15 protein-coding genes are annotated in these 24,276 nt (G+C 54.0%); 12 read left to right on the top strand and 3 right to left on the bottom strand.

What is annotated here, in order from left to right; all coding sequences use genetic code 11:
- Positions 1-2: 2 nt before the first annotated feature.
- On the bottom strand, positions 3-1,364 hold the full coding sequence (locus ACS5NO_RS06475; protein ID WP_439414366.1) for a sensor histidine kinase: 1,362 nt from the start codon (positions 1,362-1,364) through the stop codon (positions 3-5).
- Positions 1,365-1,687: 323 nt separating this feature from the next.
- Between ACS5NO_RS06475 and ACS5NO_RS06480 the strand changes: the two genes are divergently transcribed.
- From ACS5NO_RS06480 to ACS5NO_RS06530, 11 genes are all read left to right on the top strand, one after another.
- On the top strand, positions 1,688-3,331 hold the full coding sequence (locus ACS5NO_RS06480) for a pectate lyase family protein (RefSeq protein ID WP_439414367.1): 1,644 nt from the start codon (positions 1,688-1,690) through the stop codon (positions 3,329-3,331).
- 87 nt (positions 3,332-3,418) lie between these two features.
- Entirely contained in the window at positions 3,419-6,571 is a 3,153-nt protein-coding gene (locus ACS5NO_RS06485) for a DUF6298 domain-containing protein (RefSeq protein ID WP_439414368.1), read from the top strand.
- Positions 6,568-8,472, top strand: a complete 1,905-nt coding sequence (locus tag ACS5NO_RS06490) for a six-hairpin glycosidase (protein ID WP_439414369.1) — start codon at positions 6,568-6,570, stop codon at positions 8,470-8,472. The genes ACS5NO_RS06485 and ACS5NO_RS06490 overlap by 4 nt, the downstream gene beginning before the upstream one ends.
- 54 nt (positions 8,473-8,526) lie before the next feature.
- The gene (locus ACS5NO_RS06495; RefSeq protein WP_439414370.1) at positions 8,527-9,222 is read left to right on the top strand and encodes a DUF3826 domain-containing protein; all 696 of its coding nucleotides are present in this window, start codon (positions 8,527-8,529) and stop codon (positions 9,220-9,222) included.
- A 74-nt stretch (positions 9,223-9,296) separates the two neighbouring features.
- A complete protein-coding gene (locus ACS5NO_RS06500; RefSeq protein ID WP_439414371.1) occupies positions 9,297-10,430 on the top strand; it encodes a sialidase family protein in 1,134 nt (377 codons plus the stop codon).
- A 13-nt stretch (positions 10,431-10,443) separates the two neighbouring features.
- Positions 10,444-11,592 carry an iron-containing alcohol dehydrogenase gene (locus ACS5NO_RS06505; RefSeq protein WP_439414372.1) on the top strand — a complete coding sequence of 383 codons (1,149 nt, stop codon included), beginning with the start codon at positions 10,444-10,446 and terminating at the stop codon, positions 11,590-11,592.
- 8 nt (positions 11,593-11,600) lie between these two features.
- Entirely contained in the window at positions 11,601-12,515 is a 915-nt protein-coding gene (locus ACS5NO_RS06510; protein WP_439414373.1) for a dihydrodipicolinate synthase family protein, read from the top strand.
- A 137-nt stretch (positions 12,516-12,652) separates the two neighbouring features.
- A complete protein-coding gene (gene pdxA, locus ACS5NO_RS06515; RefSeq protein ID WP_439414374.1) occupies positions 12,653-13,711 on the top strand; it encodes a 4-hydroxythreonine-4-phosphate dehydrogenase PdxA in 1,059 nt (352 codons plus the stop codon).
- Between the two features lie 90 nt (positions 13,712-13,801).
- Positions 13,802-14,947 carry a four-carbon acid sugar kinase family protein gene (locus ACS5NO_RS06520; protein ID WP_439414375.1) on the top strand — a complete coding sequence of 382 codons (1,146 nt, stop codon included), beginning with the start codon at positions 13,802-13,804 and terminating at the stop codon, positions 14,945-14,947.
- A gap of 16 nt (positions 14,948-14,963) precedes the next feature.
- Positions 14,964-16,553 (top strand): sodium:solute symporter family protein, encoded by a 1,590-nt coding sequence (locus ACS5NO_RS06525; RefSeq protein WP_439414376.1) that lies wholly within the window; start codon positions 14,964-14,966, stop codon positions 16,551-16,553.
- A 206-nt stretch (positions 16,554-16,759) separates the two neighbouring features.
- Positions 16,760-18,790, top strand: a complete 2,031-nt coding sequence (locus ACS5NO_RS06530; RefSeq protein WP_439414377.1) for an aceric acid hydrolase — start codon at positions 16,760-16,762, stop codon at positions 18,788-18,790.
- A gap of 2 nt (positions 18,791-18,792) precedes the next feature.
- Here ACS5NO_RS06530 and ACS5NO_RS06535 read toward each other — a convergent pair whose 3' ends face one another.
- Entirely contained in the window at positions 18,793-21,120 is a 2,328-nt protein-coding gene (locus ACS5NO_RS06535) for a DUF5703 domain-containing protein (protein WP_439414378.1), read from the bottom strand.
- A gap of 118 nt (positions 21,121-21,238) precedes the next feature.
- Here ACS5NO_RS06535 and ACS5NO_RS06540 point away from each other — a divergent pair, with 118 nt between their 5' ends.
- Complete coding sequence (locus tag ACS5NO_RS06540; RefSeq protein WP_439414379.1) at positions 21,239-22,789, top strand: MGH1-like glycoside hydrolase domain-containing protein; 1,551 nt, start codon at positions 21,239-21,241, stop codon at positions 22,787-22,789.
- A gap of 139 nt (positions 22,790-22,928) precedes the next feature.
- Here the strand turns inward: ACS5NO_RS06540 and ACS5NO_RS06545 are convergent, their stop codons facing one another.
- On the bottom strand, positions 22,929-23,831 hold the full coding sequence (locus ACS5NO_RS06545; protein ID WP_114405647.1) for an AraC family transcriptional regulator: 903 nt from the start codon (positions 23,829-23,831) through the stop codon (positions 22,929-22,931).
- Positions 23,832-24,276 lie beyond the last annotated feature (445 nt).

The raw sequence follows: 24,276 nt of genomic DNA on the forward strand, positions 1-24,276 counted from the left end.
GCTCAGGGCCTAACCGGCTGAACGGGTTCCGTAATGGGGTTAATCAGGGGAATCCGAACGGTAAATGTGTTTTCGGCGTCACTGACCTCCGGCGTAGGCTGGTTGAGTTTCTGGTACTGCGCCAGAATGGTCGAAAGGCCGACCCCGTTGGAAAGAACCGACGTCCGTTTGCGTTGGAGGTTGTTTTTCAGCACCAGATACCCCGACTCATCCGTGAGAATGTCGATTCGCAACGGTTTCGTGACCAGAATCACGTTGTGCTTGACGGCGTTTTCGACCAGCAACTGAAGCGTCAGCGAGGGCAGCAGCCACGAGGAGTAGGCCGGATCAATCTGCACAGCTACCGTCAAGCCCGCGCCGTACCGGGTTTTGAGCAAGTGGGCATACGACTGAATGAAACCGAGTTCACTTTCCAGCGTCGTCAGGGATTGCTCATTGGCTTTCAGCAGATACCGGTACACCTGACTCAACTGGTCGACAAACTGGCTGGCCCGCTGCGGTTGCTCGTCGATAAGCGACGACAGCGAGTTGAGGCTGTTGAACAGAAAATGGGGATTTACCTGCGCCTGCAACGCCCGAAGCTGAACGTCAGTTTTTTCCTGCTCCAGTCGCCGAACGGCCAGTTCAGTTTCCAGCCTTTGCTGAATCAGTTGCTCCGCCCGGCGCGTTTGTTCAACGGCTTCGGCTACGGCAAGCTGCCGCTGGCGAAATACGAGACACAGCGAAAAGCAAAGCAGTTGCAGGATGCGGCTGGCCCCCAGAATCCGGATGTGGACCTGAACATCGGCGGGATCGGTTGACAGCGGCAAGGGATAACCGGTGTAATAAAACAGGTTGTTGCCCTCATTGACCAGCAGCAACACACTACCAAAGACGAAAAGACCGCCTACCGCATCGCGCCGGCGAGACGCAATCCAGGCACCCACCAGGCTGGTGCTCATTAGCAACCCAAAGTAAATGATCGTCATAAACCGCCCCGGTGGCGACATGTGCCAGTGTTCCTTCAGCAGCATCATACCGACTTCCGCCACCAGAAATAACCCCAGCCCGAATTGTGCCCACCGCAGCCAGCGTGTTAGCCGGAGCGGAGCCTGCGCCAAATTGAAAAGACCATACACCAGCCCCAGATAAAGGATGCGGCTCAGGCCATACTCGGCTACATAAACCGCCATGTTTTGCGATTCGCTCAGGGGAATGTCCTCGCCGGAGAGTCGGTTAAAGACCGAATGGGAGAACCAGATCAGGGTTTGCAGGGTAAACAAACCGTAGACCCAGTCCCGGAAAAAACTCCACTGAACGGCATTCAGGACCAGGATGGACCCCACCGAGCCCAGATAAATAAACAGCACTGCCTCGCCGGACATACAAAAACGAAGACGGAATGACGCTCGTCGTCACGAAGATACGGATTGATTCAACTCAACCGAACGTTCACGGATTGTTTCCAAACGGGTCGAGTAGGGGTGAGACCGGTTTTATTTGGATTCAATGGCGGTACTGATAAGGAGCCGTCCGGTCTTTTTGGGGAATGATAATATCCTATACATTGCCGAGAAAATGATATAGGGATGGCTGGTTTTTTTAGCCTTATTTTGAGATTAGGTATAGCATATAGCCATAGTGTACTCAAATTTCAGTCAATGTTCTGTTTTTGAATACGATAACGACCTGAAAGAAACCCTTTTCCATGAAAAAGCGACTGATTCCGGTATTTGTTTTAGGGGCTCTGTTTTTCGGACAGCCACTGGTTTTTGCCCAATATCCCACCATTCCGGCGGATGTTCAAAAGCAAAGTGACGAATTACTCAGGGAAGCCAACCGGCAATCCAACATCGCCTGGCAAAAAGCCCTGCCGATTATTGAGAAAGAAGCCAAAGAGGGAAAACCGTACATTCCCTGGGCCGCCCGACCCGTCGATTTGCCCCAGGCCAGCATCCCGGCTTTTCCGGGTGCCGAGGGCGGAGGAGCTTTCACGTTTGGTGGACGGGGCGGCAAGGTGTATGTGGTGACCAGTTTGGAAGATCAGGGGCCCGGCACGCTGCGGGACGCCTGTGAGCAGGGGGGGGCGCGAACCATCGTTTTCAACGTTGCCGGAATTATTAAACTGAAAACACCCCTGATTATCAGGGCACCGTATATTACGATTGCGGGCCAGACGGCACCGGGCGACGGGATTTGCGTGGCCGGCGAATCGGTCTGGATCAACACGCACGATGTCGTGATTCGGTACATGCGCTTCCGGCGGGGCGAAACCTACGTGGGGCGTCGCGACGATTCCATTGGCGGCAACCCGATTGGCAACATCATGATTGACCACGTTTCGGCGAGCTGGGGGCTGGACGAAAACATGTCTATGTACCGCCATATGTACAACGACAGCACCGGGAAGGCGGCCGAAGACAAGTTGCCGACGGTCAACATCACCATTCAGAACTCGATTTTCTCCGAAGCACTGGACACCTGGAACCACTCGTTTGGCAGCACGCTCGGGGGCGAAAATTGTACGTTCATGCGCAACCTCTGGGCCGATAATGCGGGGCGGAATCCGTCGATTGGCTGGTATGGAATCTTCAACTTTGCCAACAACGTGATCTTCAACTGGGTGCATCGGTCCACCGACGGGGGCGACTACCGCGCGATGTACAACATGATCAACAACTACTACAAACCCGGTCCGCAAACGCCGAAGGATTCGCCCATTGCCCACCGGATTTTGAAACCCGAAGCGGGGCGGAGCAAGCTGGGGTATCTGACCTTTGGCCGGGCGTATGTCAACGGGAACATTGTGGAAGGAAACGACAAAGTCACGAAAGACAACTGGGACGGCGGGGTTCAGGTGGAAGATCTGGCGAATGCCGGAAAATACACGGCCAGTATGAAATGGGACAAACCGCTTCCCATGCCCGAAATCACCCTGTTGCCGACGGCGAAAGCCTATGACTACGTGCTGGCCAACGCCGGAGCAACGCTGCCCAAACGCGACCCCGTCGATGTTCGGGTGGTGGAACAGGTCAGAACCGGCAAAATTACGTACAAAGAAGGCGTGAAACTGCCCGAAACGCAGTTCAAACACCGGCGTCTGCCCATCGATTCCTACAAAAATGGTATCATTACCGACATCAGCCAAGTGGGCGGTTATCCCGAATACACCGGAAAACCGTACCTTGATACGGATAAAGACGGTATGCCGGACGAGTGGGAAACCAAAAACGGCCTGAACCCGAAAGACGCGTCGGATGCCAGCCTGGACAAAAACAAGGATGGCTACACGAGCATCGAAGACTATTTGAATAGCGTCGTTCCGGTGCAGCAGGTACGGCCAAGAACGTAAAGAATGCCCCCAACCCCCTAAAGGGGGCTTTGAGAATCCGGATTTATATAGCCCCCTTTAGGGGGTTGGGGGCAAAATTCCAATACCGTGTATAAACCCAGCCTTTTCATCGCTCTTTTTTCCCTTCTCTTCGCCTTTGGGCGAATCGGAGCGGTGTGCGCGCAGGGGTCGAAACCGGTTAAAAAACAGCCGGTTTCACTGGGACCACAAGGGCGGTTGGTTTACGAGGCTGACGAACGCGGAAACCGCCTTCCTGATTTTTCGTATTGCGGATATCAGGCTGGTGAACAGGCTATTCCAAACGTTGAAACAAAAGTCGTCGTACCGTTCCGAAAAGACGATGCCACCCGGCGAATCCAGGCTGCCATTGATTATGTAAGCAGATTGCCGGTCAATGCGACCGGTTTTCGCGGGGCGGTTTTGCTCGAAAAAGGCGTCCATGAAGTGTCGGGCCATTTGAAAATAACCGCTTCGGGCGTCGTGCTGCGGGGGAGCGGCATGGGAACCGGTGGAACGACGATTTTGGGAACGAGTTTCAGTCGCGATAACCTGCTGACGATTTCCGGGAAAAACGATCGCAAAACCGCCGAAACCGTTGCTCTTTCCGATGGGTACGTTCCGGTCAACGCACAGAAAATGCGCGTTGAAAAACCGGCGGCTTTTAAGGTCGGCGACTTCGTACAGATTCGACGGCCCTCCACTAAAGAATGGATTCAGCAACTGGGAACGGATCATTTCGGGGGGGGCATCACGTCGCTGGGCTGGAAACCGGGTCAACGCGATCTGGTTTGGGACCGGCAGATTACGGCAGTCAACGGTTCCGAAATTACCCTCGATGCGCCCCTGACTACGGCACTGGATTCGGCTTTTGGCGGAGGAACGATAGCTCGCTACACCTGGCCCGGACGGATTGCGCAGACGGGCGTCGAAAACCTGCAATTCGTCTCCTCGTACGACAAAGCCAATCCGAAAGACGAGGACCACCGCTGGATGGCGATTGTCATCGAAAATGTACAGGATGCCTGGGTGCGGCAGGTGGTTTTTCGGCATTTCGCCGGTTCCGCCGTCTTCGTTCACGAAACCGCCAAACGCATTACGGTGGAAGATTGCCAGTCGCTGGAACCGGTTTCGGAAATCGGGGGCGAACGGCGGAATACGATTCTGGTTCGGGGCCAACAGGTTCTGTGCCAGCGGCTTTATTCCGAACACGGCTACCATGATTTTGCGGTCGGCTATTGCAGTGCCGGGCCGAATGCGTTTGTGCAATGTGAGTCGCATTTGCCCTTCAGTTTTAGCGGCAGCGTCGATAGCTGGGCGTCGGGCGTGTTGTTCGACCTTGTCAATATTGACGGGAACGCGTTACGGTTTTCCAATCTGGGGCAGGACGGACAAGGCGCGGGCTGGAATGCCGCCAACAGCGTTTTCTGGCAATGCACAGCCGCGCGGGTCGATTGTTACCAGCCGCCCACGGCCCAAAACTGGGCGTTTGGCACCTGGGCGCAGTTTGCCGGAGACGGTTTTTGGGACATGTCGAACGAGCACATTCAGCCCCGGAGTCTATATTACGCCCAACTCAAAGACCGGCTGGGTGACGGCATTTTGGCCCGAATCATTCTGCTGCCGGTCGAATCCGAAGCGTCCAGCAGCCCAAAGGTGGAAGTGGCCGCAACCCTAACCAAACAAGCCGTGAATCCGGCTCCGACATTGTACGATTTTATCACGGCAGCCAGCCAACGGCAACCCATTCCGACGGCTACGAAAGCAAAGTCAATCGACGCCATTGGCCTATCGAAAGAAACCGCGATTGCCAAAGCCGAGCCGATGCAGATTCAGCAGGGAAAACTGGTTCGCGGAAGTACGTTGGTCGCTGGTCGGCGGCAGGAAGTGCCCTGGTGGAACGGTAGCGCGCGGCCCCACGGACTGGCGAATGCCAAACCGCACATCACCCGCTTCGTGCCGGGCATGACGGGCCGTGGCCTGACGGATGATCTGGCGATTATGACGGATTCCATGAAGGCCGAAAATACCGTGGCCATCGACCACAATTACGGACTTTGGTACGACCGTCGGCGCGACGATCACGAACGCATTCGGCGGATGGACGGCGAGGTGTGGCCGCCTTTCTACGAACTGCCGTTTGCCCGCAGCGGCAAAGAAACCGCCTGGGATGGACTCAGTAAATACGATTTGACGAAATACAACCACTGGTACTGGAGCCGACTGAAGCAGTTTGCCGATCTGGCCGATCAGAAAGGGCTGACGCTGATACACGAGAACTATTTCCAGCACAACATCATCGAAGCGGGTGCCCACTACGCCGATTTTCCCTGGCGACCTGTCAACAACATCAACCAGACCGGTTTTCCGGAACCAGCTCCTTATGCGGGTGACAAGCGGATTTTTATGGCCGAACAGTTTTACGACGTCTCACACCCCGTTCGACGGGCCTTGCACCGGGCCTACATTCGCCAATGCCTGAACAATTTCGCGGGCCATTCGGGGGTCATTCAGCTCATCGGGGCCGAATTTACCGGGCCGTTGCCGTTTGTGCAGTTCTGGATCGATACCATCAGCGAATGGGAAAAGGAAACCGGCCAGAAAGCCGTTGTCGGTTTGAGCACGACCAAAGACGTTCAGGACGCGATTCTGGCGGATACCAAACGAGCGTCGGTGATTGATCTGGTGGACATCCGGTACTGGCATTACCAGGCCGACGGCACGGTTTACGCCCCCGCTGGCGGTCAGAATCTGGCCCCCCGGCAACACGCCCGCTTGCTGCATCCGAAAAAAAGTTCGTTCGAACAGGTCTACCGGGCGGTTCGGGACTACCGCCGGAAATTTCCAGACAAGGCCGTCACCTATGCGGCAGACAATGCCGATGCCCTGGCCTGGGCGGTTTTGCTGGCGGGCGGCTCCATGCCGAATCTTCCGGTGGTGGCCGACCCGCAGTTTTTGGCGGATGTCGCTCAGATGCAACCTGTTGACGTACCGCAGAAACCGGCCGGTCAGTGGGCGATGGGCAACGAAAAAACCGGCTATATCCTCTATACCGAATCGGCGGGGGCGGTTCAGCTCGACCTGACCAAAGCCGCCGGTTCTTTTTCAGTACATTCCATACACCCGAAAACCGGTCAGATCGTGAAATCAAAAGAAGGAATCAAGGGGGGAAGTGTGGTCAGTCTGAGCAAAGCGACAGAAGGCGCGGAAGTGATCTGGGTTAAAAAGAACAAGGGATTATGAAAAGTAAAATAGCCCCCAACCCCCTAAAGGGGGCTTTAAAAGCCGACTTTTTTAAAGTCCCCTTTAGGGGGTTGGGGGCTATTTTACTTTTCCTCACCCACGTTCACGCGCAGGACACGGTGCGCTACGTGGGGCAAACGCTTTCCAACGTCGATTACCACCACGGGCAGTTGAGTCCGGCGGTGGGTGTGCATAACATGCAGGTGTTTCGTGCGAACCGCGAGCACCCGGAGTTGGCCGGGGGCACCCACTGGACGTACAACCACGCGCCCATGCTGGCCTACTGGAATAGCACGTTTTACCTGCAATACCTCAGCAATCCGGTGGGCGAACACGAACCGCCGGGCCAAACGCTGCTGCTGACCTCGAAAGACGGTTATAACTGGACGAAACCCACGATTCTTTTTCCGCCGTATAAACTGCCGGATGGCTGGAAAAAACCGGGTCGTCCCGAGGTGGCGAAAGATCTGTACGCGGTGATGCACCAACGCATGGGCTTCTTCGTGGCGAAAAACAAAAGGCTGCTGACCCTGGCTTTTTACGGCATTGTGATGGGGCCGAAAGACGATCCGAACGATGGCAACGGCATTGGCCGCGTGGTTCGGGAAATCTACGCCGATGGGAAATTTGGACCGATTTATTTCATCCGGAATAATGCGTCATGGGACAAAACCAAATCGGCCTACCCGTTCTATACCAGCTCGAAAGACAAAGGGTTTGTGGAAGCCTGTAACGAACTGCTGGCCAACACGCTGATGATGCAGCAATGGGTTGAAGAAGCCGACCGCAACGACCCGCTGGTTACGCTCAAAAAAGAAGTGAAAGCCTTCAGTTATTACCATTTGCCGGACAAGCGCGTCGTGGGATTGTGGAAACACGCACTGACCACCATCAGCCCGGACGAGGGGCAAACCTGGTTGTATAATCCGCTGCGGGCACCCGGTTTTGTGAACAGCAACGCCAAAATCTGGGGGCAGAAAACGACGGATGGGCAATACGCGACGGTCTACAATCCCTCGGAATTTCGCTGGCCGCTGGCGGTTTCGACCAGCAAAGACGGGCTGAATTACACCAATCTGCTGCTGGTGAACGGCGAAATCACGACCATGCGCTACGGTGGAGCCTACAAGTCGTACGGGCCGCAGTACGTTCGGGGCATCGAGGAAGGCAACGGCACTCCGCCCGACGGCCATCTGTGGGTGACCTACAGCATGAACAAGGAAGACATCTGGGTGTCGAAAATACCGGTGCCAATCACCGACCAGGTGACAACGCACCCCAATGAAATCTTCGCCCAATTGCCGGCCGGGGATGAACTGAAATTCTGGAATCTCTACAGCCCGGTTTTCGCTTCGGCTAAAATAGAGTCCGTGGACGGAAGTAAAGCGCTGGTTTTTAGGGATAAAGATCCGTTCGATTACGCCAAAGCCGAGCGTGTGATTCCCGAATCGACGAAGCTGGCGGTCGAGTTTACGGTGGTGCCGCAGCAGGCTGACAAAGGCAGTTTGCAGATTGAATTTCAGGATGCCAAAGGCAATTCCGCCGTTCGTTTGCTGTTCGATGCCGACGGTTTTTTCAAAGCCAAAGTCGGCTACCGCGATTCGCAGATTCAGAAATACGAAGCCGGGAAACCGGTGGCGGTGCGCATTGAACTGGACCGCGACAAGCGGATGTTCGTGGCCTTTGTCAACGGGCAGCCGAAAGGAAACCGCCTGTTTTTTGCACCGGTCGCTTCGTTTCAGCGGGTCGTTTTCCGAACCGGCGGGGTGCGTCGTTTCCCGGATGTCGACACGCCGACTGATCAGAATTTCGATGTACCCAAAGCGGGCGAGCTGGAATCGGAAGCTGTTTTTATACTCAAAACCTTTAAAACGAGTGTATTGCAAAGCCGGAGTGAATGATCGAATAATACCGTTTTAACGGTTTCTACCGCCGGGACATAACCAAAAAACAAAATGAATAAAATGCTAAAACGCTTTTTTCTGGCCGTTGCTGTTATCGCCACAGTCCAAGCGTTCGGCCAGGAACAACCCGCCAAACCAGCGGTTTCTGTGGCCGAAGCAAAGGTAAAATCGGACGCCGAGTACGAAAAGAAAGCTGTCGACTGGGTTGCGTCCCTGAACCTGAACGATGCGGAAAAGGAAAACCGGCTGACCAAGGTCGTGGCAACTCATTTAAAAGCCGTTCGCGACTGGCACAATGAGCATCCGTTCAGCACGGTTCCGGCGGGCATTAATCCGGTAACCGGAAATCCGCTCTCCGAACTTGACCGACAGCTTATCGCCGATTCGGCCATGCCCGAAACCGTTCACCAGAACCTGATGATCGGTTTGCAAAAGGAGCTGGATAAGAATCAGGTAGCGGCTATTCTGGATAAATACACGATTGGAAAAGTAGCTTTCACGATGAATGGCTACCGGGCCATCGTGCCAAACATCACCGAAAAGGAAGAGGCAACGCTGCTGGGATTCATGGAACAGGCCCGCGAACAGGCCGTCGATTACAAAAGCATGAAGGAAATCTCGGCCATTTTCGAGATCTACAAAACCAAATCCGAGCAGTATCTCAACGCCAACGGCCGAAACTGGCGGGAAATGTATAACAACTATACTGCCATATTGAAGGCCCAAAAAGCCGCCGGGAAGAAGTAAACGTTTGCTGGAGTGCTGGTCGGGATTTGCAATCCCGACCCCATCTGTCAAGGATTTGTAATCCGAATAAAATCATGATAAAGAGACGATTATATATAGTTTTTTTTGCCATTCTGTGTTTATTCACGAAAGCTTCAGCGCAACTCACGAAATGGCAATCGGGGCTGGTGGTCGATGAATTTGTGGTTGAAAAACCGCCTTTCCCGGAGAGCCACGCGGCCACCATCGCCGAAACCCCGACCGGTTTGGTGTCGGCCTGGTTTGGCGGCACCAAAGAGCGGAATCCGGATGTGTGCATCTGGGTGAGTCGGCAGGAAAAAGGCAAGTGGTTGGCTCCGCAGAACGTGGCCAACGGCATTGTAAACGACTCGCTCCGGTATGCCTGCTGGAACCCGGTTTTGTACCAGATCCCGAAAGGCGATCTGATGCTGTTTTACAAAATCGGTCCCAGCCCGTCCAAGTGGAAAGGCTGGCTGAAAACCTCGTCCGACGGCGGGCGTACGTGGTCAGCCGCAAAACCGCTGCCCGACGGCTTCATCGGGCCGGTCAAAAACAAGCCGGTTTTGCTCGCCAACGGCAATTTGTTTTGCCCGACCAGCACCGAAGGCGACGGCTGGAAACTCCATTTCGAAGTCACCCCGGATTTTGGCAAAACCTGGCGAAAGATTGGGCCGATCAGCGATGGCCGAACCCTGAACGCGATTCAGCCCAGCATTTTGACCTACGGCAACGGCAAACTCCAGATTCTGGCGCGCAGCAAAGACCGCGCCCTGGTGGAATCCTGGTCGACCGATAACGGCGAAACCTGGTCACCTTTGGCCAAAACGGCCCTGCCCAACAACAACTCGGGCACCGACGCCGTCACGCTGAAAGACGGTCGGCAGGTGCTGGTGTATAACCACGTCCTTCCACCCGGCGATCTGGCGAAAGGCCCCCGGACGCCATTGAATCTGGCGGTTTCAAACGACGGCAAAAGCTGGTCGGCCGCCGTAATTCTGGAAGATTCACCCATCAGCCAGTATTCGTATCCGTCGGTGATTCAGACGAGCGACGGGCTGATTCACGTGATTTACACCTGGCGTCGGCAGAAGATCAAACACGCGGTGATCGATCCGGCCAAAATGAAAGCAATACCGATTGAAAATGGCGTCTGGCCCGCGCTGGAGGGATATGCCGCACCCGTCGCAAAAGAGAATACGAAAGAGTAGCAACCTGAAAGGAATGACGCAGGAATTAATCATACATTTTCCCGGAAAACTGGTTTTTGGCAGAGGTTCGCTGGGGAATCTGGCCGGTGAGGTAATTCAGTTATCACCCCGCAACGTATTGCTGATCACGATCAGTCCGCTGTTGGGGGCGCTGAAAAATCTGGTGGAAGCGTTGGAATCCAGTCAGATAGTCGTAAAAATTGATACGAGTATTGTACAGGAACCGTCGTTTGCGGATTTCGGGATGCTGATGAAAACCGCATCGCCGTTCAATCCCGATGTGGTGCTGGGCATTGGTGGCGGCAGCGTGCTGGATGTGGCCAAACTGGTGGCGGCTCAACTGGAAAATGACCAGACGCTCCGGGACATGCTTGGCATCGGCAACCTGAGCGGGCGACGGAAGAAGTTGATCTGCGTTCCGGCCACTTCGGGAACGGGCAGTGAGGTTTCTCCCAACGCGATTTTGGTTGACGACACCGATAACCAGAAAAAAGGCATCATCAGCCCGTTTCTGGTGCCGGACATCGTGTACGTCGATCCGTTGCTGACGCTGAGTGTTCCCCCGGCCATCACGGCGGCCACCGGCATCGATGCGTTGACGCATTGTCTGGAAGCCTATACGAATCGATTTGCCCAGCCGTTCATCGACCTCTACGCGTTTGAAGGGATGCGCCTGATTGCCGCCAACATCGTTCAGGCCGTGAAAAACGGCGCGGACGAAGAAGCCCGGACGCAGGTGGCGATGGGCAGTTTGCTGGGCGGTTTTTGCCTGGGACCGGTGAATACGGCGGGTGTTCATGCGCTGAGTTATCCGCTGGGGAGTCAGTTCCATTTGGCTCACGGTCTTTCCAACGCGCTTTTGTTGCCTTACGTCATGGAATTCAATACGCCCGCTGCGGTTTCGCGGTACGCGCAGGTGGCCGTGGCGCTGGGGTGTGAGCGGGGGCGGGATGAAGCCGAAACGGCCGCGAACGGGGTTCAGAAAATAAAAGAATTGATTCAGGAATGCGGGATTCCGGCCCGGTTGCGGGATGTTGGGATTCCCGAAGAAGCCCTTCCGCAACTGGCGGATGATGCATTGAAAATTACCCGCTTACTGAAAAATAACCCGCGGGAGATCACCCGCGCGGATGCGATGGCCATCTATACAGCCGCTTACTAGCTATGAGCATGAAAAAGAAATACCGGGGTGTAGTGGTTCCGCTGGTGACGCCCCTGACCGAAGCCTATCGACTGGATGAAGCGGCTGTCGAGAAAATGCTGGCGAACCTGCGGGCCAATGCCTCCATGCCGTTTGTGCTGGGAACCACGGGTGAAGCGACTTCCCTACCGGCGTCGGTGAAAAAAGCCTACATCAAGGCTGCGGCCCGGCTGAAGATGTCCGATACGGTTTTGTACGCGGGCATTTCGTCCAATTGCCTGGAGGAATCGGTCGACTTTGCCAACTATTGTTTCGATCTGGGCGTCGATGCAGTGGCCGCCACGCTGCCCTGTTATTACACCTTGACCGACGACCAGATGAAACGGTATTTTGAGCAGTTGGCCGATCAGCTCAACGGGCCGCTCATCATGTATAACATTCTGGCGACCACCCGCATGTCGATTCCGGTTGCGGTCATTGATGAATTGAGCTACCACCCGAATATCGTCGGGATCAAGGATTCAGAACGAAACGCCGACCGCCTGGCCGAATCCCTGGCGTTGTGGGCTGGTCGTCCGGATTTTAGCCATTTTATGGGCTGGGCGGCCCGGTCGGCGGACGCTTTGCTGGCGGGCAGTGATGGACTGGTGCCGAGTACGGGCAATCTGTTGCCGGGCATTTACCGCGACATGCTAAAAGCCGTTCAGGCAGGCGATGCGGTAAAAGCCTACTATCACCAGAACCAATCCGACGTGTTCGGCCATCTTTACCAGGGTGGTCGCACGCTGGGCGAGTCGTTGTGGGCACTGAAAGTGCTGATGCAGGAATACGGCTTGTGCGGAACCACCGTCATGCCGCCGTTGCAAGCCCTTTCCGAAGCTGAGGAAAACCGGCTGAAAGTGGCGTTGGCCGAGGTGTTGGTGAAAGAGGAGATACAGCTTTAACGGATTACGGTTTTCCGTTTACGGTATTCGGTTTACAGTGGCTGACGCAAGAATGCCAATGCGTCAGCCACCGTAAACCGTAAACTGAAAACCGAATACCGTAAACCTACTACCGCAAACCCCCAAAAATAGAACCAATGAGCACAGACTCCAAACCGATCATCGGCATTACGATGGGCGATCCGGCGAGTATTGGCCCCGAAATCGCGGTCAAGGCGCTATTGAACCCGGTTATTTACGACATCTGCCGTCCGATTCTGGTGGGTGACGCCCGGGTTTTTGAAGATATTTCTTACCGGTTGAACCTAAAGGCGGTTATTCACCCGGTTGCCTCCGTTCAGGACGCCACGTTCCGGTTGGGAACGATCGATGTCTATGACCTGGCGAACGTGGAGCTGGCGAACCTGCGATTCGGCGAAATCTCGGCGATGGCGGGGGAAGCGGCCTTTGCTTCGGTAAAAACCGTGATCGATCTGGCACTGGCGGAGGAAATCGACGCGACGGTGACCGGTCCGATCAACAAAAAGTCGATTAACGAAGCCGGGCACCACTTTGCGGGTCATACCGAAATCTACGCCCACTTTACCCATACGAAGAAATACGGCATGTTGCTGGTCGAAGACAACCTGAAAGTGATTCACGTCTCGACGCACGTGTCGTTGCGGCAGGCTTGCGATCTGGTCAAAAAAGACCGGATCCTGGAAGTCATCGAACTGCTGCACAACGGGTTGATTTCGCTGGGCGAAACCAACCTGAAACTGGGCGTTGCCGGTCTGAACCCCCACGCCGGTGATTCGGGCCTGTTCGGAACGGAGGACGACGAGGAGATTTTGCCCGCCGTTGAGGAAGCCAGACGACGCGGTTTCGACGTGGAAGGGCCGGTTCCGGCCGACACGCTGTTTTCCAAAGCCGCCACGGGCTATTACGGGGGCGTCGTGGCGATGTACCACGATCAGGGCCACATTCCGTTCAAACTGACCGGTTTTCAGTGGAACGCGGCTAAAAAGCAGATGGATAGCGTCAAAGGTGTGAACATTACGATGGGATTGCCCATTATTCGTACCTCGGTGGATCACGGAACGGCGTTTGAAATTGCCGGAAAGGGCGTGGCGAGTCCGGATGCGATGGTGTTGGCGATTGAGTCGGCGGTGCAACTGGCGAAAAACCGGCGCAAGAACTTGCTGCCAGTGGAATAAACGCCCCTAAATCCCCTAAAGGGGACTTTCAAATCCGGATGCTTTAAGTCCCCTTTAGGGGATTTAGGGGCGTTTGCCTACTGTAAAACTATGATCGCCGTCATTGCCGATGATTTAACGGGGGCCGCCGAACTGGGTGGAATTGGTCTGGCGTACGGCCTGGAGGTCGAGCTTTCGATGTCGGTCAATCTGCAATCGAAAGCCGATTTGCTCGTTATTTCTACCGACGCCCGCTCGGTTTCGGAGCCGGAAGCGGTACGGGAAATGACTGAAGTCAGCCGGGCTTTGCAGGAATTGAAACCGCTACTGATTTATAAAAAGATCGATTCGGTGCTGCGCGGGCATATTCTGGCGGAAACTCGCGCACAGTTGACCGTGCTGGGTTTGGCGAAGGCGCTGCTCGTTCCGGCCAATCCGGCGCTGGGACGAACGCTGGTTCATGGATGCTATTACGTTGATGGAAAACCGCTCCACCAGACGCATTTCGCCCATGATCCGGAATTTCCGGTGACGGATTCCGACGTTCTGAAGCGGTTCAAGATCACGACTGAACCGGTTTTTGTTCGCAATCCTTCGGATGCATTACCGAACCGGGGCGTTGTTTTTGGCAACGTTGAAAAATGGACGGATCTACAAGCCTGGGTCGAACGGATTGACCACCAGACTCTACCGGGGGGCGGTTCCGGTTTTTTTACGGCCATTCTGGATTCGCGGTTTCTGCCGAAACGGGAAACTGCAACGCCGGTTGCGCTGGGTAACGCTCGCCTTTACGTCTGCGGCAGTGCGTTTAAAGAGAGCGTGGATTGGGTGAAGAAAGCCGTACATTCCGGGCATTTCGTGCAGTATATGCCCAAAGCACTACTGCAACCCGGCACGTTGGATGAATCGAGCCGAACTACGTGGGCAACCGAAGTGGCGACGAGCCTTCAACAGCGAAAGCCGGTTGTGATGGCCATCGACCCCGCCTGGGTAGAGAATTCATCGGCAGTTCAGTTGCGAACCGACCTAGCAAAAACCGTCCGGGACGTGCTGAACCGGACGCACATTGACGAACTGATCATCGAGGGCGGTTCCACGGCGTCGGCGGTTTTGCGGGAAATCGGCATTACGCGGCTGGCCCCGGTTCAGGAACTGGCGACGGGTGTGGTTCGCAGCAAAGCCATTGAAATACCACAGTTGCATGTTACCGTAAAACCGGGAAGCTATCGCTGGCCCCCGGAATTGGGATCATTTTGAAAAATTCCTGAACCGAATGCCAAATCCGACCCTGAGCCTAATCGATTACCTGATCATCATTTCAGTATTGCTGATCAACCTGTATTTCGGACTGCGGTATGCCCGGAATCAGCGCACCACGGAAACGTATTTTGCCGCCAAGGGCCGGGTTCCCGCCTGGGCCATCGGCATGTCGTTGCTGGCGACGCTCATCAGCAGCGTGACGTTTCTGGGTTACCCGAGTGAAGGCTTTTCGTCGAACTGGATTTTGCTGGTGCAGGGCCTGATGGTGCCCATCGTGTTGCTCGGAACCATCTGGTTTATCGTGCCGCTGTACCGCAAAGTGATTGGCCTCAGCACCTACGAATACTTCGAAAAACGCTTCGGTACCTTTGCCCGCTATTACAGTTCCACCGCCTTCGTTCTCCGGCAGTTTTCATCGATGGGAACGGTTTTTTTCCTGCTGGCGGTCGCGCTGACCAACATGACCGGCGTCGACACGTTCTACATTATCATCGTCGTCGGGCTGATCATCATCGCCGTCAACCTGCTGGGTGGCATCGAAGCCGTGATCTGGCTGGATGTGTTTCAGGGCTTTATGCTGTTTGCCAGCGGTATTCTCTGTGTCACTGTCATCCTGTTTTCCGTCAAAGGCGGTTTTTACGAAGTTATCGAGGTGGCCTCCGCCAACGGCCGAACCGGTTTTGGGCCGTATGATCTGGATCTGACGAAGCTGACGTTTTTTGTCATGGTCATCAACGGCATGTTCTACGCGATCCAGAAATACGGCACTGACCAAACCGTTGTGCAGCGTTACCTGACCGCCAAAACCGACAAAGCGGCCATCAAAGCGTCGATTCTGGGCATCTCGCTCACGGTGCCGGTCTGGGCGCTGTTCATGTTCATCGGAACCGCCCTGTTTGTGTATTATAAACAACAGCCATTGCCCGCGTCCATCCGCCCCGATGCGGTTTTTCCGTATTTCATCATGACCCAATTTCCGACGGGCGTGGTCGGCTTCATTCTGGCCGCCATGATTTCAGCCGCTATTTGTAGCCTCAGCGCCGATCTGAACTCGCTGGCGGCTGTCGGCTTGGAAGATTTCTACAAAAAATCACGCCCGGCTCGGCCCGATGCCGAATACCTGACCGTTAGCAAAGCCATTGTGGTGGCTTCAGGCCTGACCGCCATTCTGATCGGTGCCTTCTATCTGCGGGCTGGGAATGAGGGCGTTCTGGGGATTGTCTTCACGCTGTACGCCATTTTTTCGGGCGGCATTGTCGGTATTTTTCTGCTGGGAATTTTCAGTGCGCGCGCCAACCGGCAGGGCGTCAACATTGCCATTGTGGTGTGTATTCTGTTCACGGCGTATGCCTTTCTGACCTCCACCAAAATTGGTTATGGCGACGACAAAACGCTTTTACTCGACTTGGGTCAATACAATTTTACGCACCACAAACTGATGCTGGGCGTCTATAGTCATCTGGTTGTGGTTGGCGTCGGGTACATTGCCAGCCTGTTTTTTCCAAAACCGACCCTGGATAAAAACCTTTTGTACAGCGGCTGGCGGGATTCGAAAACGGCGACCGTCAACGAGAGGTCGACGGGAAAGACGGTTTTGTTTTGAATGTCCGAAATGACGAAAAAACGCAATGCCGGGCACGAGCCGATTTGAAATAGCCCACGGTTTTAACCGTGGGGAAATAATACTGGGGCCGTTGTTGAAACCGTTTTAACGGTTTTCAGGATCTCAAAACCGTTAAAACGGTTTCAACAACGGCCCGGTTTTCCCGCGATCCCACGGTTGAAACCGTGGGCTAAATTTTAAACCTGATGAATCCGAAGAGACTTTTTTTGATCAAAATTGCCTTCCTGTTACTCCTTTCACTGACCGCCCACGCCCAGCCGAACGCCCTGGTCAATACCGCACAAAGCAAATTTGTGCGCTTGCAGGGCGTCAACCTGAACGAAGTGAGCTGGACAACGGGCTTCTGGGCCGACCGCTTTCAGGTGTGCCGCGACGCGATGGTGCCTCAACTCTGGAAAACCTATACCGATCCGAACCTCAGCCATTCCTACGAGAACTTTCGGATTGCCGCCGGACTGGCCTCGGGAAATTTCAAGGGGCCGTCGTTTCACGATGGAGATTTCTACAAAACGCTGGAGTCGCTGGCTGGGATGTACGCGATGACCAGGGACAAAAAGCTCGATGCGCTGATGGATGAGGCCATTTCCGTGATTGGCAAGGCCCAAACAGCCGATGGATATATTTACACCAAAGCCATTATCCAGCAGAAAAAAAACGGTGAGAAAAAGATGTTCGAAGATAAGCTGAGTTTTGAAGCTTACAACTTCGGACACCTGATGACGGCGGCCTGTGTGCATTACCGCGCCACGGGAAAAACCGCCTTGCTCGACATCGCCAAAAAAGCGACAAATTTCCTGATCAGTTTTTACAACAACGCCAGCCCCGAGCAGGCCCGGAACGCCATTTGCCCGTCGCATTACATGGGCATCATCGAGATGTACCGAACAACCCGCGAACCTTCCTATCTCGCTTTGGCCCAGAAACTCATCGACATTCGTGGCCTATCGGAAGGAACGGATGACAACTCCGACCGCGTGCCGTTCCGAAAAATGACCAAGGTGATCGGTCACGCCGTTCGGGCCAATTACCTCTTTGCCGGAGCCGCCGACGTTTTTGCCGAAACCGGCGACAGCACGCTGTTGTCGACCCTGGATCTGATGTGGGACGACGTGGTCAACCACAAAATGTACGTCACCGGTGGCTGCGGGGCCTTGTACGACGGCGTGTCGCCCGAAGGCACGGCGTACAAACCCGATACCGTTCAGAAAGTCCACCAATCCTACGGCAAAGCGTATCAGTTGCCGAACCATTCGGCCCACAACGAAACCTGCGCCAACATTGGCAATTTGCTCTGGAATTACCGGATGCTGCAAATTACCGGACAGGCCAAGTACGCCGACGTGATGGAACTGGAATTGTACAACGGCATCCTGTCGGGCATCAGCCTGGACGGCAACACGTTTTTCTATACCAACCCCTTGAGCGCGTCCGACGATTATCCGTATGCCCTGCGGTGGATGGGTGGCCGCCAGCGGTACATCAGCAAGTCGAACTGTTGCCCGCCCAATACCGTTCGGACGCTGGCCGAAGTGAGCAGCTATGCGTATAGCGTGTCGGATAAAGGCTTGTGGCTGAATTTGTTCGGGGCCAATCAACTGGCAACGACGCTGAAAGATGGCTCGGCGATTCGGCTGACGCAGGAAACCGCTTATCCGTGGGACGGCCTGATCAAACTCCGGTTGCAACAGGCTCCGGCGAAACCGTTTTCGGTCTTTGTTCGCATTCCGGGCTGGTGTCAGGGCGCGACGATCAAGGTAAATGGCGTGGCGGTTTCGGCTGTGATTCGATCCGGCGAATACGCCGAACTGAACCGCACCTGGAAAACGGGCGACAAGGTCGAAATCAATCTGCCGATGCCGGTGAAACTGATGGAAGCAAACCCGCTGGTGGAGGAAACCCGCAACCAGGTAGCCGTGAAACGCGGACCGGTGGTGTATTGTCTGGAATCGGTCGATAATCCGGGTACCAAACTGACCACCCTGGCCCTTTCCGCCAAAAACAACCTGAAACCGAAGCTGATGACCCTTGAAAATACCGAACTGATGGCGTTGGAAGGTACGGCACAACAGACGGAAAACCGGTCCTGGACGAACCAGTTATACCGGGAAGTGTCGGAAAAAGCACCGGTTGCCAAAACCATTCGCCTGATTCCGTATTATGCCTGGAGCAACCGGGGCCGTTCCGAAATGGCCGTCTGGATTCCGTTGATTCGGTAGGGTTAGTGCAACAGATTCACCACATCGCTCCGGCGCGATTCCGGCGTCACAATCAACGATTCCAGTTTCCCATTTTTCAAAACCGCTTCGACCGTTGTGTTATACGGCGCGTGCAGTTTAACGTGAACATTCCAGGTTTTGGGCCAGGCCGGAAACAGGTAGATTTTCCGGCCGTCGGCTTGCAGCAGCATTTCCTGAAGGCCAATCATCCCCGAACCGCCCCAGTTGTGGTCGGGCGTCCAGTCGAAGCCGGGACCCCAGAACGCCGGAAACCGCCGACCGGAACTGGCTAATTTCAGGAGCGTCAGATGGGCGGCTTCGTCGGTCAGACCCAGCCGGGCGGCAAAAATATTGTCCTGCTTCCAGCCCACAGCACTGCGAAATTTCAGGGCGTCTTTGTCATAGCGGTAGGTGTTGATGGCCGTATCCAGGCCCGGTTTCCCGATCCCGTAGATTCCCCACGGAAAAACCGGGTAGAGTTGGGGCGTTTCGACGTTATTGATTCGCTCCCACAATTTGGCAGGCGCAATCGTCGGGTGGCCGTCAAATTCCCGGAAACTAATCGGCGGAATCCGGTCGAGCATCTGCTTCCAGACCGTCCTTTTTTCGGCGGTCAAATTCTCCCCCGGCAATTCCAGCAAACGCGTCAAAACCGTTCGCAAGGCCGAAACGGTCGAGGTGGCATTGTACGCCATTTTGTAGGTTTCGGCGGCTGATCCCGGATACAGTACCAGCTTGTTTTCGCCGTCGAAGGCCTTGCTGCCCCGCCGTTTCGCCAGATACGGGTAGTGTTCGTTGAAGAACGTCAGGCAGCTTTCGATGAACGGAATATCGCCGGTTATATCCTTTCCGGCGTAGCGTTCGGTTTCCAGCATCATCAGGCAAAACTCCAGAACCGTGTCCCACTCATATTCCAGCCAGGCATTGTATTCCATGCCTTTATCGTAGCCAGCGGGCCGTTTCCAGCCGTACTCGGCGGAGTTGGGCAGACCGAAATTTTCAATCTGTTCCGTAAAGCTTGCGCCTTTGTGCTGCCAATAAACGGCGGTTCGCAACTCGGCGGTTTTCAGCAGGTTTCGGTAAAAATCAAACTGCGGCTTCATCAAGTCCCAGTCGCCACTTTTCAGCATGGGCCAGTAGACCAGCCGCTGGTTTTGGGCCGTGTGAATACCGCCCCCCCAATTGCGGAAGTCGGGCGTAAAGGCCATCGTGGAGTCGGTAAGTGCAGGGTCGTAGGTGAACAGTCCGCCGTTGAATTTGGTCGGGTACTTTCCGAACGCATTGCAACCCAACATGTAGCGAAACAGATGGTAATTCCGGGCAACTTGCCATTCGGGCGAATCAACCGGGGCATTCAGGTAAATGTAGCTTTTTTGCCAGTAGTCGTCCCACCAGTTTTCGGTCTGTCGTTGAGCGGTTTTGGTCGCGGCAGCGGCTTCTTTTATTCCAGCCTCAAGACCCTGGTGCCAGTCTGCCATACTGACGGCTTGATCCGTATGCAGGTGCAGAACCAGTTCGTGTTGGCGGGAAGCGGTTTGACTCACCAGCTTCCAGCCCTGAAAATCCGTAGCGAGGTACTTGCCCCGGTAGGTCCCGGCGGGTTTTAAGGCTTTTCCCGAAAAGCGCCCGCCGAACGTCAGGTTCGTTAATGGGTTAAACAATTGATTTTTAACGCTGTCCAGCCCCTGTTGCTGCACCGTTACGTCGAACGCCGAACGTTCGGCACCATTTCGATGATAAAATTCGACCGCATCTCCGCTGAATCGAACCGAGTCCTTCAACGTTTTGACTTCGCCCTGGGGTGCCCATTTGTACGAATTAGCGTTGTTTTCCTTGCCTTTCGTGATGCGATCGGTATACCGCCAGCTTTCGAAAGCCGCTTCGGCTTTGACGGCCTGGTTACTGGAAACCGCCACGTGAATAACCGGCCGGAACACATCGACCCAAACCGTGATTTTCGCCGACAGTCTGGCTCGGGTGCCGGTGATCTCCACGTGTCCTTTGTTCAGCACCAGTTCCTGTTTAAAGGTTGTTCCGGCGTCGAAGGGATTGGGGGCCAGTTTCAGGCGGATTCGACCCAGTTTCAACACCGTATTGTTGTGGTCGAAGGTCCCGCTTCGGGCCACATAAAAGAGGAGATCACCGTTTTCCACCCAGATATTCAGTCCAATGTCGCCCCCGCCACACGGCATCGATTCCGAAGAATTTTTGCTTGGACTGTTCCAGACGACAGGGTATGGATTCAGAGCCGCCGACTGCGCAGAAACTGTATGTAAAGAATTTAAAATCAATATAATAACCGCCGGGAACAAGGTCGCAAGTCGATCCATTTTGAGTCGGTGAATGAAGCGTCGCAAAGCTAATATGGTATAATTATGGGAGAAAATGGTACAGATACCGAGCAAATTTACAGACTATATTTGTGAAGCAACGGGCATAAAACGGCGAATGATACAATACAGAAAAACGGTTGGCGTGGTGTGGTTGATCGGGTTGTTGCAGACTACGGTTTGTCTGGCTCAATCGGCAAAAATACTGTCGACGGAGAAGTTGAAAAACTACGTAACTTTCTTTAATTCCATCGATGACGAAGCGGTTAAAAACCACGTTCCGAATGCGCAGTCGTTCGACTGGCTTTCCCGGAACATTCCGCTTTTTGACTGCCCGGATTCGACGCTTCAAACTGTGTATTATTATCGCTGGTGGTCGTTTCGGAAACACCTAAAGCAAACGCCGGAAGGCTATATTTTTACCGAGTTCATCACGAAAATGAACCACGCCGGCAAATACAACGCCATCAGCAGCGCGTTGGGCCATCACATTTACGAGGGGCGCTGGCTGCATGATCCACAGTACATCGATGACTACATTTCGTTCTGGCTCTACGTCGATCCGAAACACACCGCCCCCCGGTTTCACGCGTTCAGTAGCTGGGTCGATGACGCCGTTTACAACCGCTATCTGGTCAATCTGGATAAACCCTTTATTCAAAAGAACCTGCTGGCGCTGGATGAAGATTACCGCAAGTGGCAACAGGAGAAGCAGTTAGCCAGCGGTTTGTTCTGGCAGTTTGACGTCCGGGACGCCATGGAAGAATCGATCAGTGGCTCGCGGAAAGATAAAAACCGGCGTCCGACCATCAACAGTTACATGTATGGCAATGCCAAAGCCTTGGCCGACCTGGCGGCTCTGGTCCACAACGATACGCTCCAAAACCGCTACCGGCAACTGGCCGCGTCGCTGAAAAAACTGACCCTGGATAGTCTCTGGAACGCGGAGGATCGGTTTTTTGAAGTGAAATCCCCCAAAGGTAGTTTTGCCAACGCCCGTGAAGCCATCGGTTTCATTCCCTGGTATTTTGACCTGCCCGACGACAGCCCGACATATGCCCGGCAGTGGGACCAGTTGACCGACACGACCGGTTTTTCAGCACCCTGGGGGTTGACCACGGCGGAACGTCGCCACCCGCTTTTCCGAACCCACGGTTCCGGCCACGGTTGTGAATGGGATGGCCCCGTCTGGCCATTTGCCACGACGCAAACGCTGAAAGGGTTGTCGAATCTACTGACGAAATACAAAAATCAGGGGCGCATGACGAAGGCGGTTTTTTACGATGAGTTGCAGAAATACGCCCGGTCGCACACCATGAACGGAACCATTTATCTGGGTGAATACCAGGATGAAAAAACCGGTGAATGGCTGAAAGGCGATAATCCCCGCAGCAAATTTTATAACCACTCCGGGTTCGCGGATCTGATCATCAGCGACCTGGTCGGGCTGAAACCGCGCGCTGATGATGTGCTGGAAATTTATCCGCTGATTCCCGACCACTGGGACTGGTTTTGTCTGGATAATGTAAAATACCACGGAAAAATCCTGACGATTTTGTACGACAAAACCGGAAAACGCTACGGAAAAGGCAAAGGATTTCGGGTGTTTGCGAATGGAAAGGAAGTGATCCGGGCGGGAAAAGTAGGGCTGGTGAGAGGGAAGTTTTAATCTTGGAAAATATCGAATATCGAATAACGAAGTGTTGCCCCTAAATCCCCTAAAGGGGACTTTTTGCATCCGGAAGATTCGCGTCCAAGTCCCCTTTAGGGGATTTAGGGGCAACACTTCGATATTCCAATTTAATTTTTCAAACAGTCGCCTTGCTCAGCAGCGATTTCGACTTGTTGAGATACTGGCGTTTGTATTCCAGAGGGGTGACGCCGGTGACTTTTTTGAAGTGGCGGTAAAAATTCGATACGTTGTTAAAACCGCAGTCGAAGCAGATCACTTCGGTGAGGGTTTTGCCTTCGATCAACGCCCGACAGGCGTGGCTGATCCGGATCTCGATCAGAAAATCGTAGTAGGTTTTGTTGGTCATCAGTTTAAAATACCGGCAGAACGAGGTCACGCTCAGGTTGCTGATGGCCGAAATTTCTTCCAGCGAAATCTCCTTTTTGTAGTTCGCGAGCGTGTAGTTGCAAACCGTATTCAGCCGCTGGGTATCGGTTTCGTCGGATTGGTAAAAAACCGCCCGGCCATTGACAATCAGCTCATATTCTTCCGTTTCCGCGAGGGTTTGCAGGATGGAGAGCAGGATGATGATTTTGTCGAGATTGGTGGCGTCGAGCGCCCGGTGCATCAGGTTCGCGAGTCTGGCATTGGCCTGACCGGTGATGACCATACCACTTTTTGCTTTTTCGAACAGCCGGGGAATTAAATACGCTTCCGGTAGTTTTAAAAGATCATCGCCCAGGCAATCGGGCAGAAACTGGATGACAATAACTTCGATGGTTAAATCCGGGTCGTTGCTGTAATATTCTTTCCCACTTCGCCAGGTATGCGGCAAGTTTTCGCCCACTAATACAATCTCTCCCGGCGAAAAGTTAGCGATTTTGTCGCCAATAAACCGTACCCCTTCTCCTTTAATAATATAATGCAGTTCAAGCTCGGGATGATAGTGCCAGATGTTCTTGAAATGCGGCAGAATATCGTGCCGGACAATGTAGGAGTTTTCCAGCTTATCCGTCACTTTTCGAAATAATGGCTTCATACGTATCGCGTACTAACGAGTCTACTGAATTCGGAACAGGTCGGTAAGCTGACCCCTCTTCTTTATAAAGAACAATCCCGGCTGATCTACTGAATTGGCGCGGGTCTGTTATCCCACCGGAGCAGGATGGAAACCGTTCAGGCCACACCGTTCATTTCCGGCTCATTTTGTTTTCACTTCGTGGGTTTCGGTAACCGATATACAAAAATAAACGAAATAACTCCAATTGTTTATATTTATTCGATGATAACTTCCTATAATAATTTGGCAAAAAAATGCAGCTATGCCCCTGAAATGTACTATATTTTTGTAATCAGTTGTAGAATAGTATTGTAAAATCCTGATTTAGTCTTCTTTTAGCGCCTGGTTATGAAGAAAATCGCAGGCACAAGCCAACCAGACGAGAATCAGCGAATCCGAGTCCGTAATCATCCTGTTGCGTTGT

Origin of the sequence: Larkinella fluvii, assembly GCF_051857545.1 — a bacterium.
In the GTDB taxonomy this organism is placed as follows: Bacteria; Bacteroidota; Bacteroidia; order Cytophagales; family Spirosomataceae; genus Larkinella.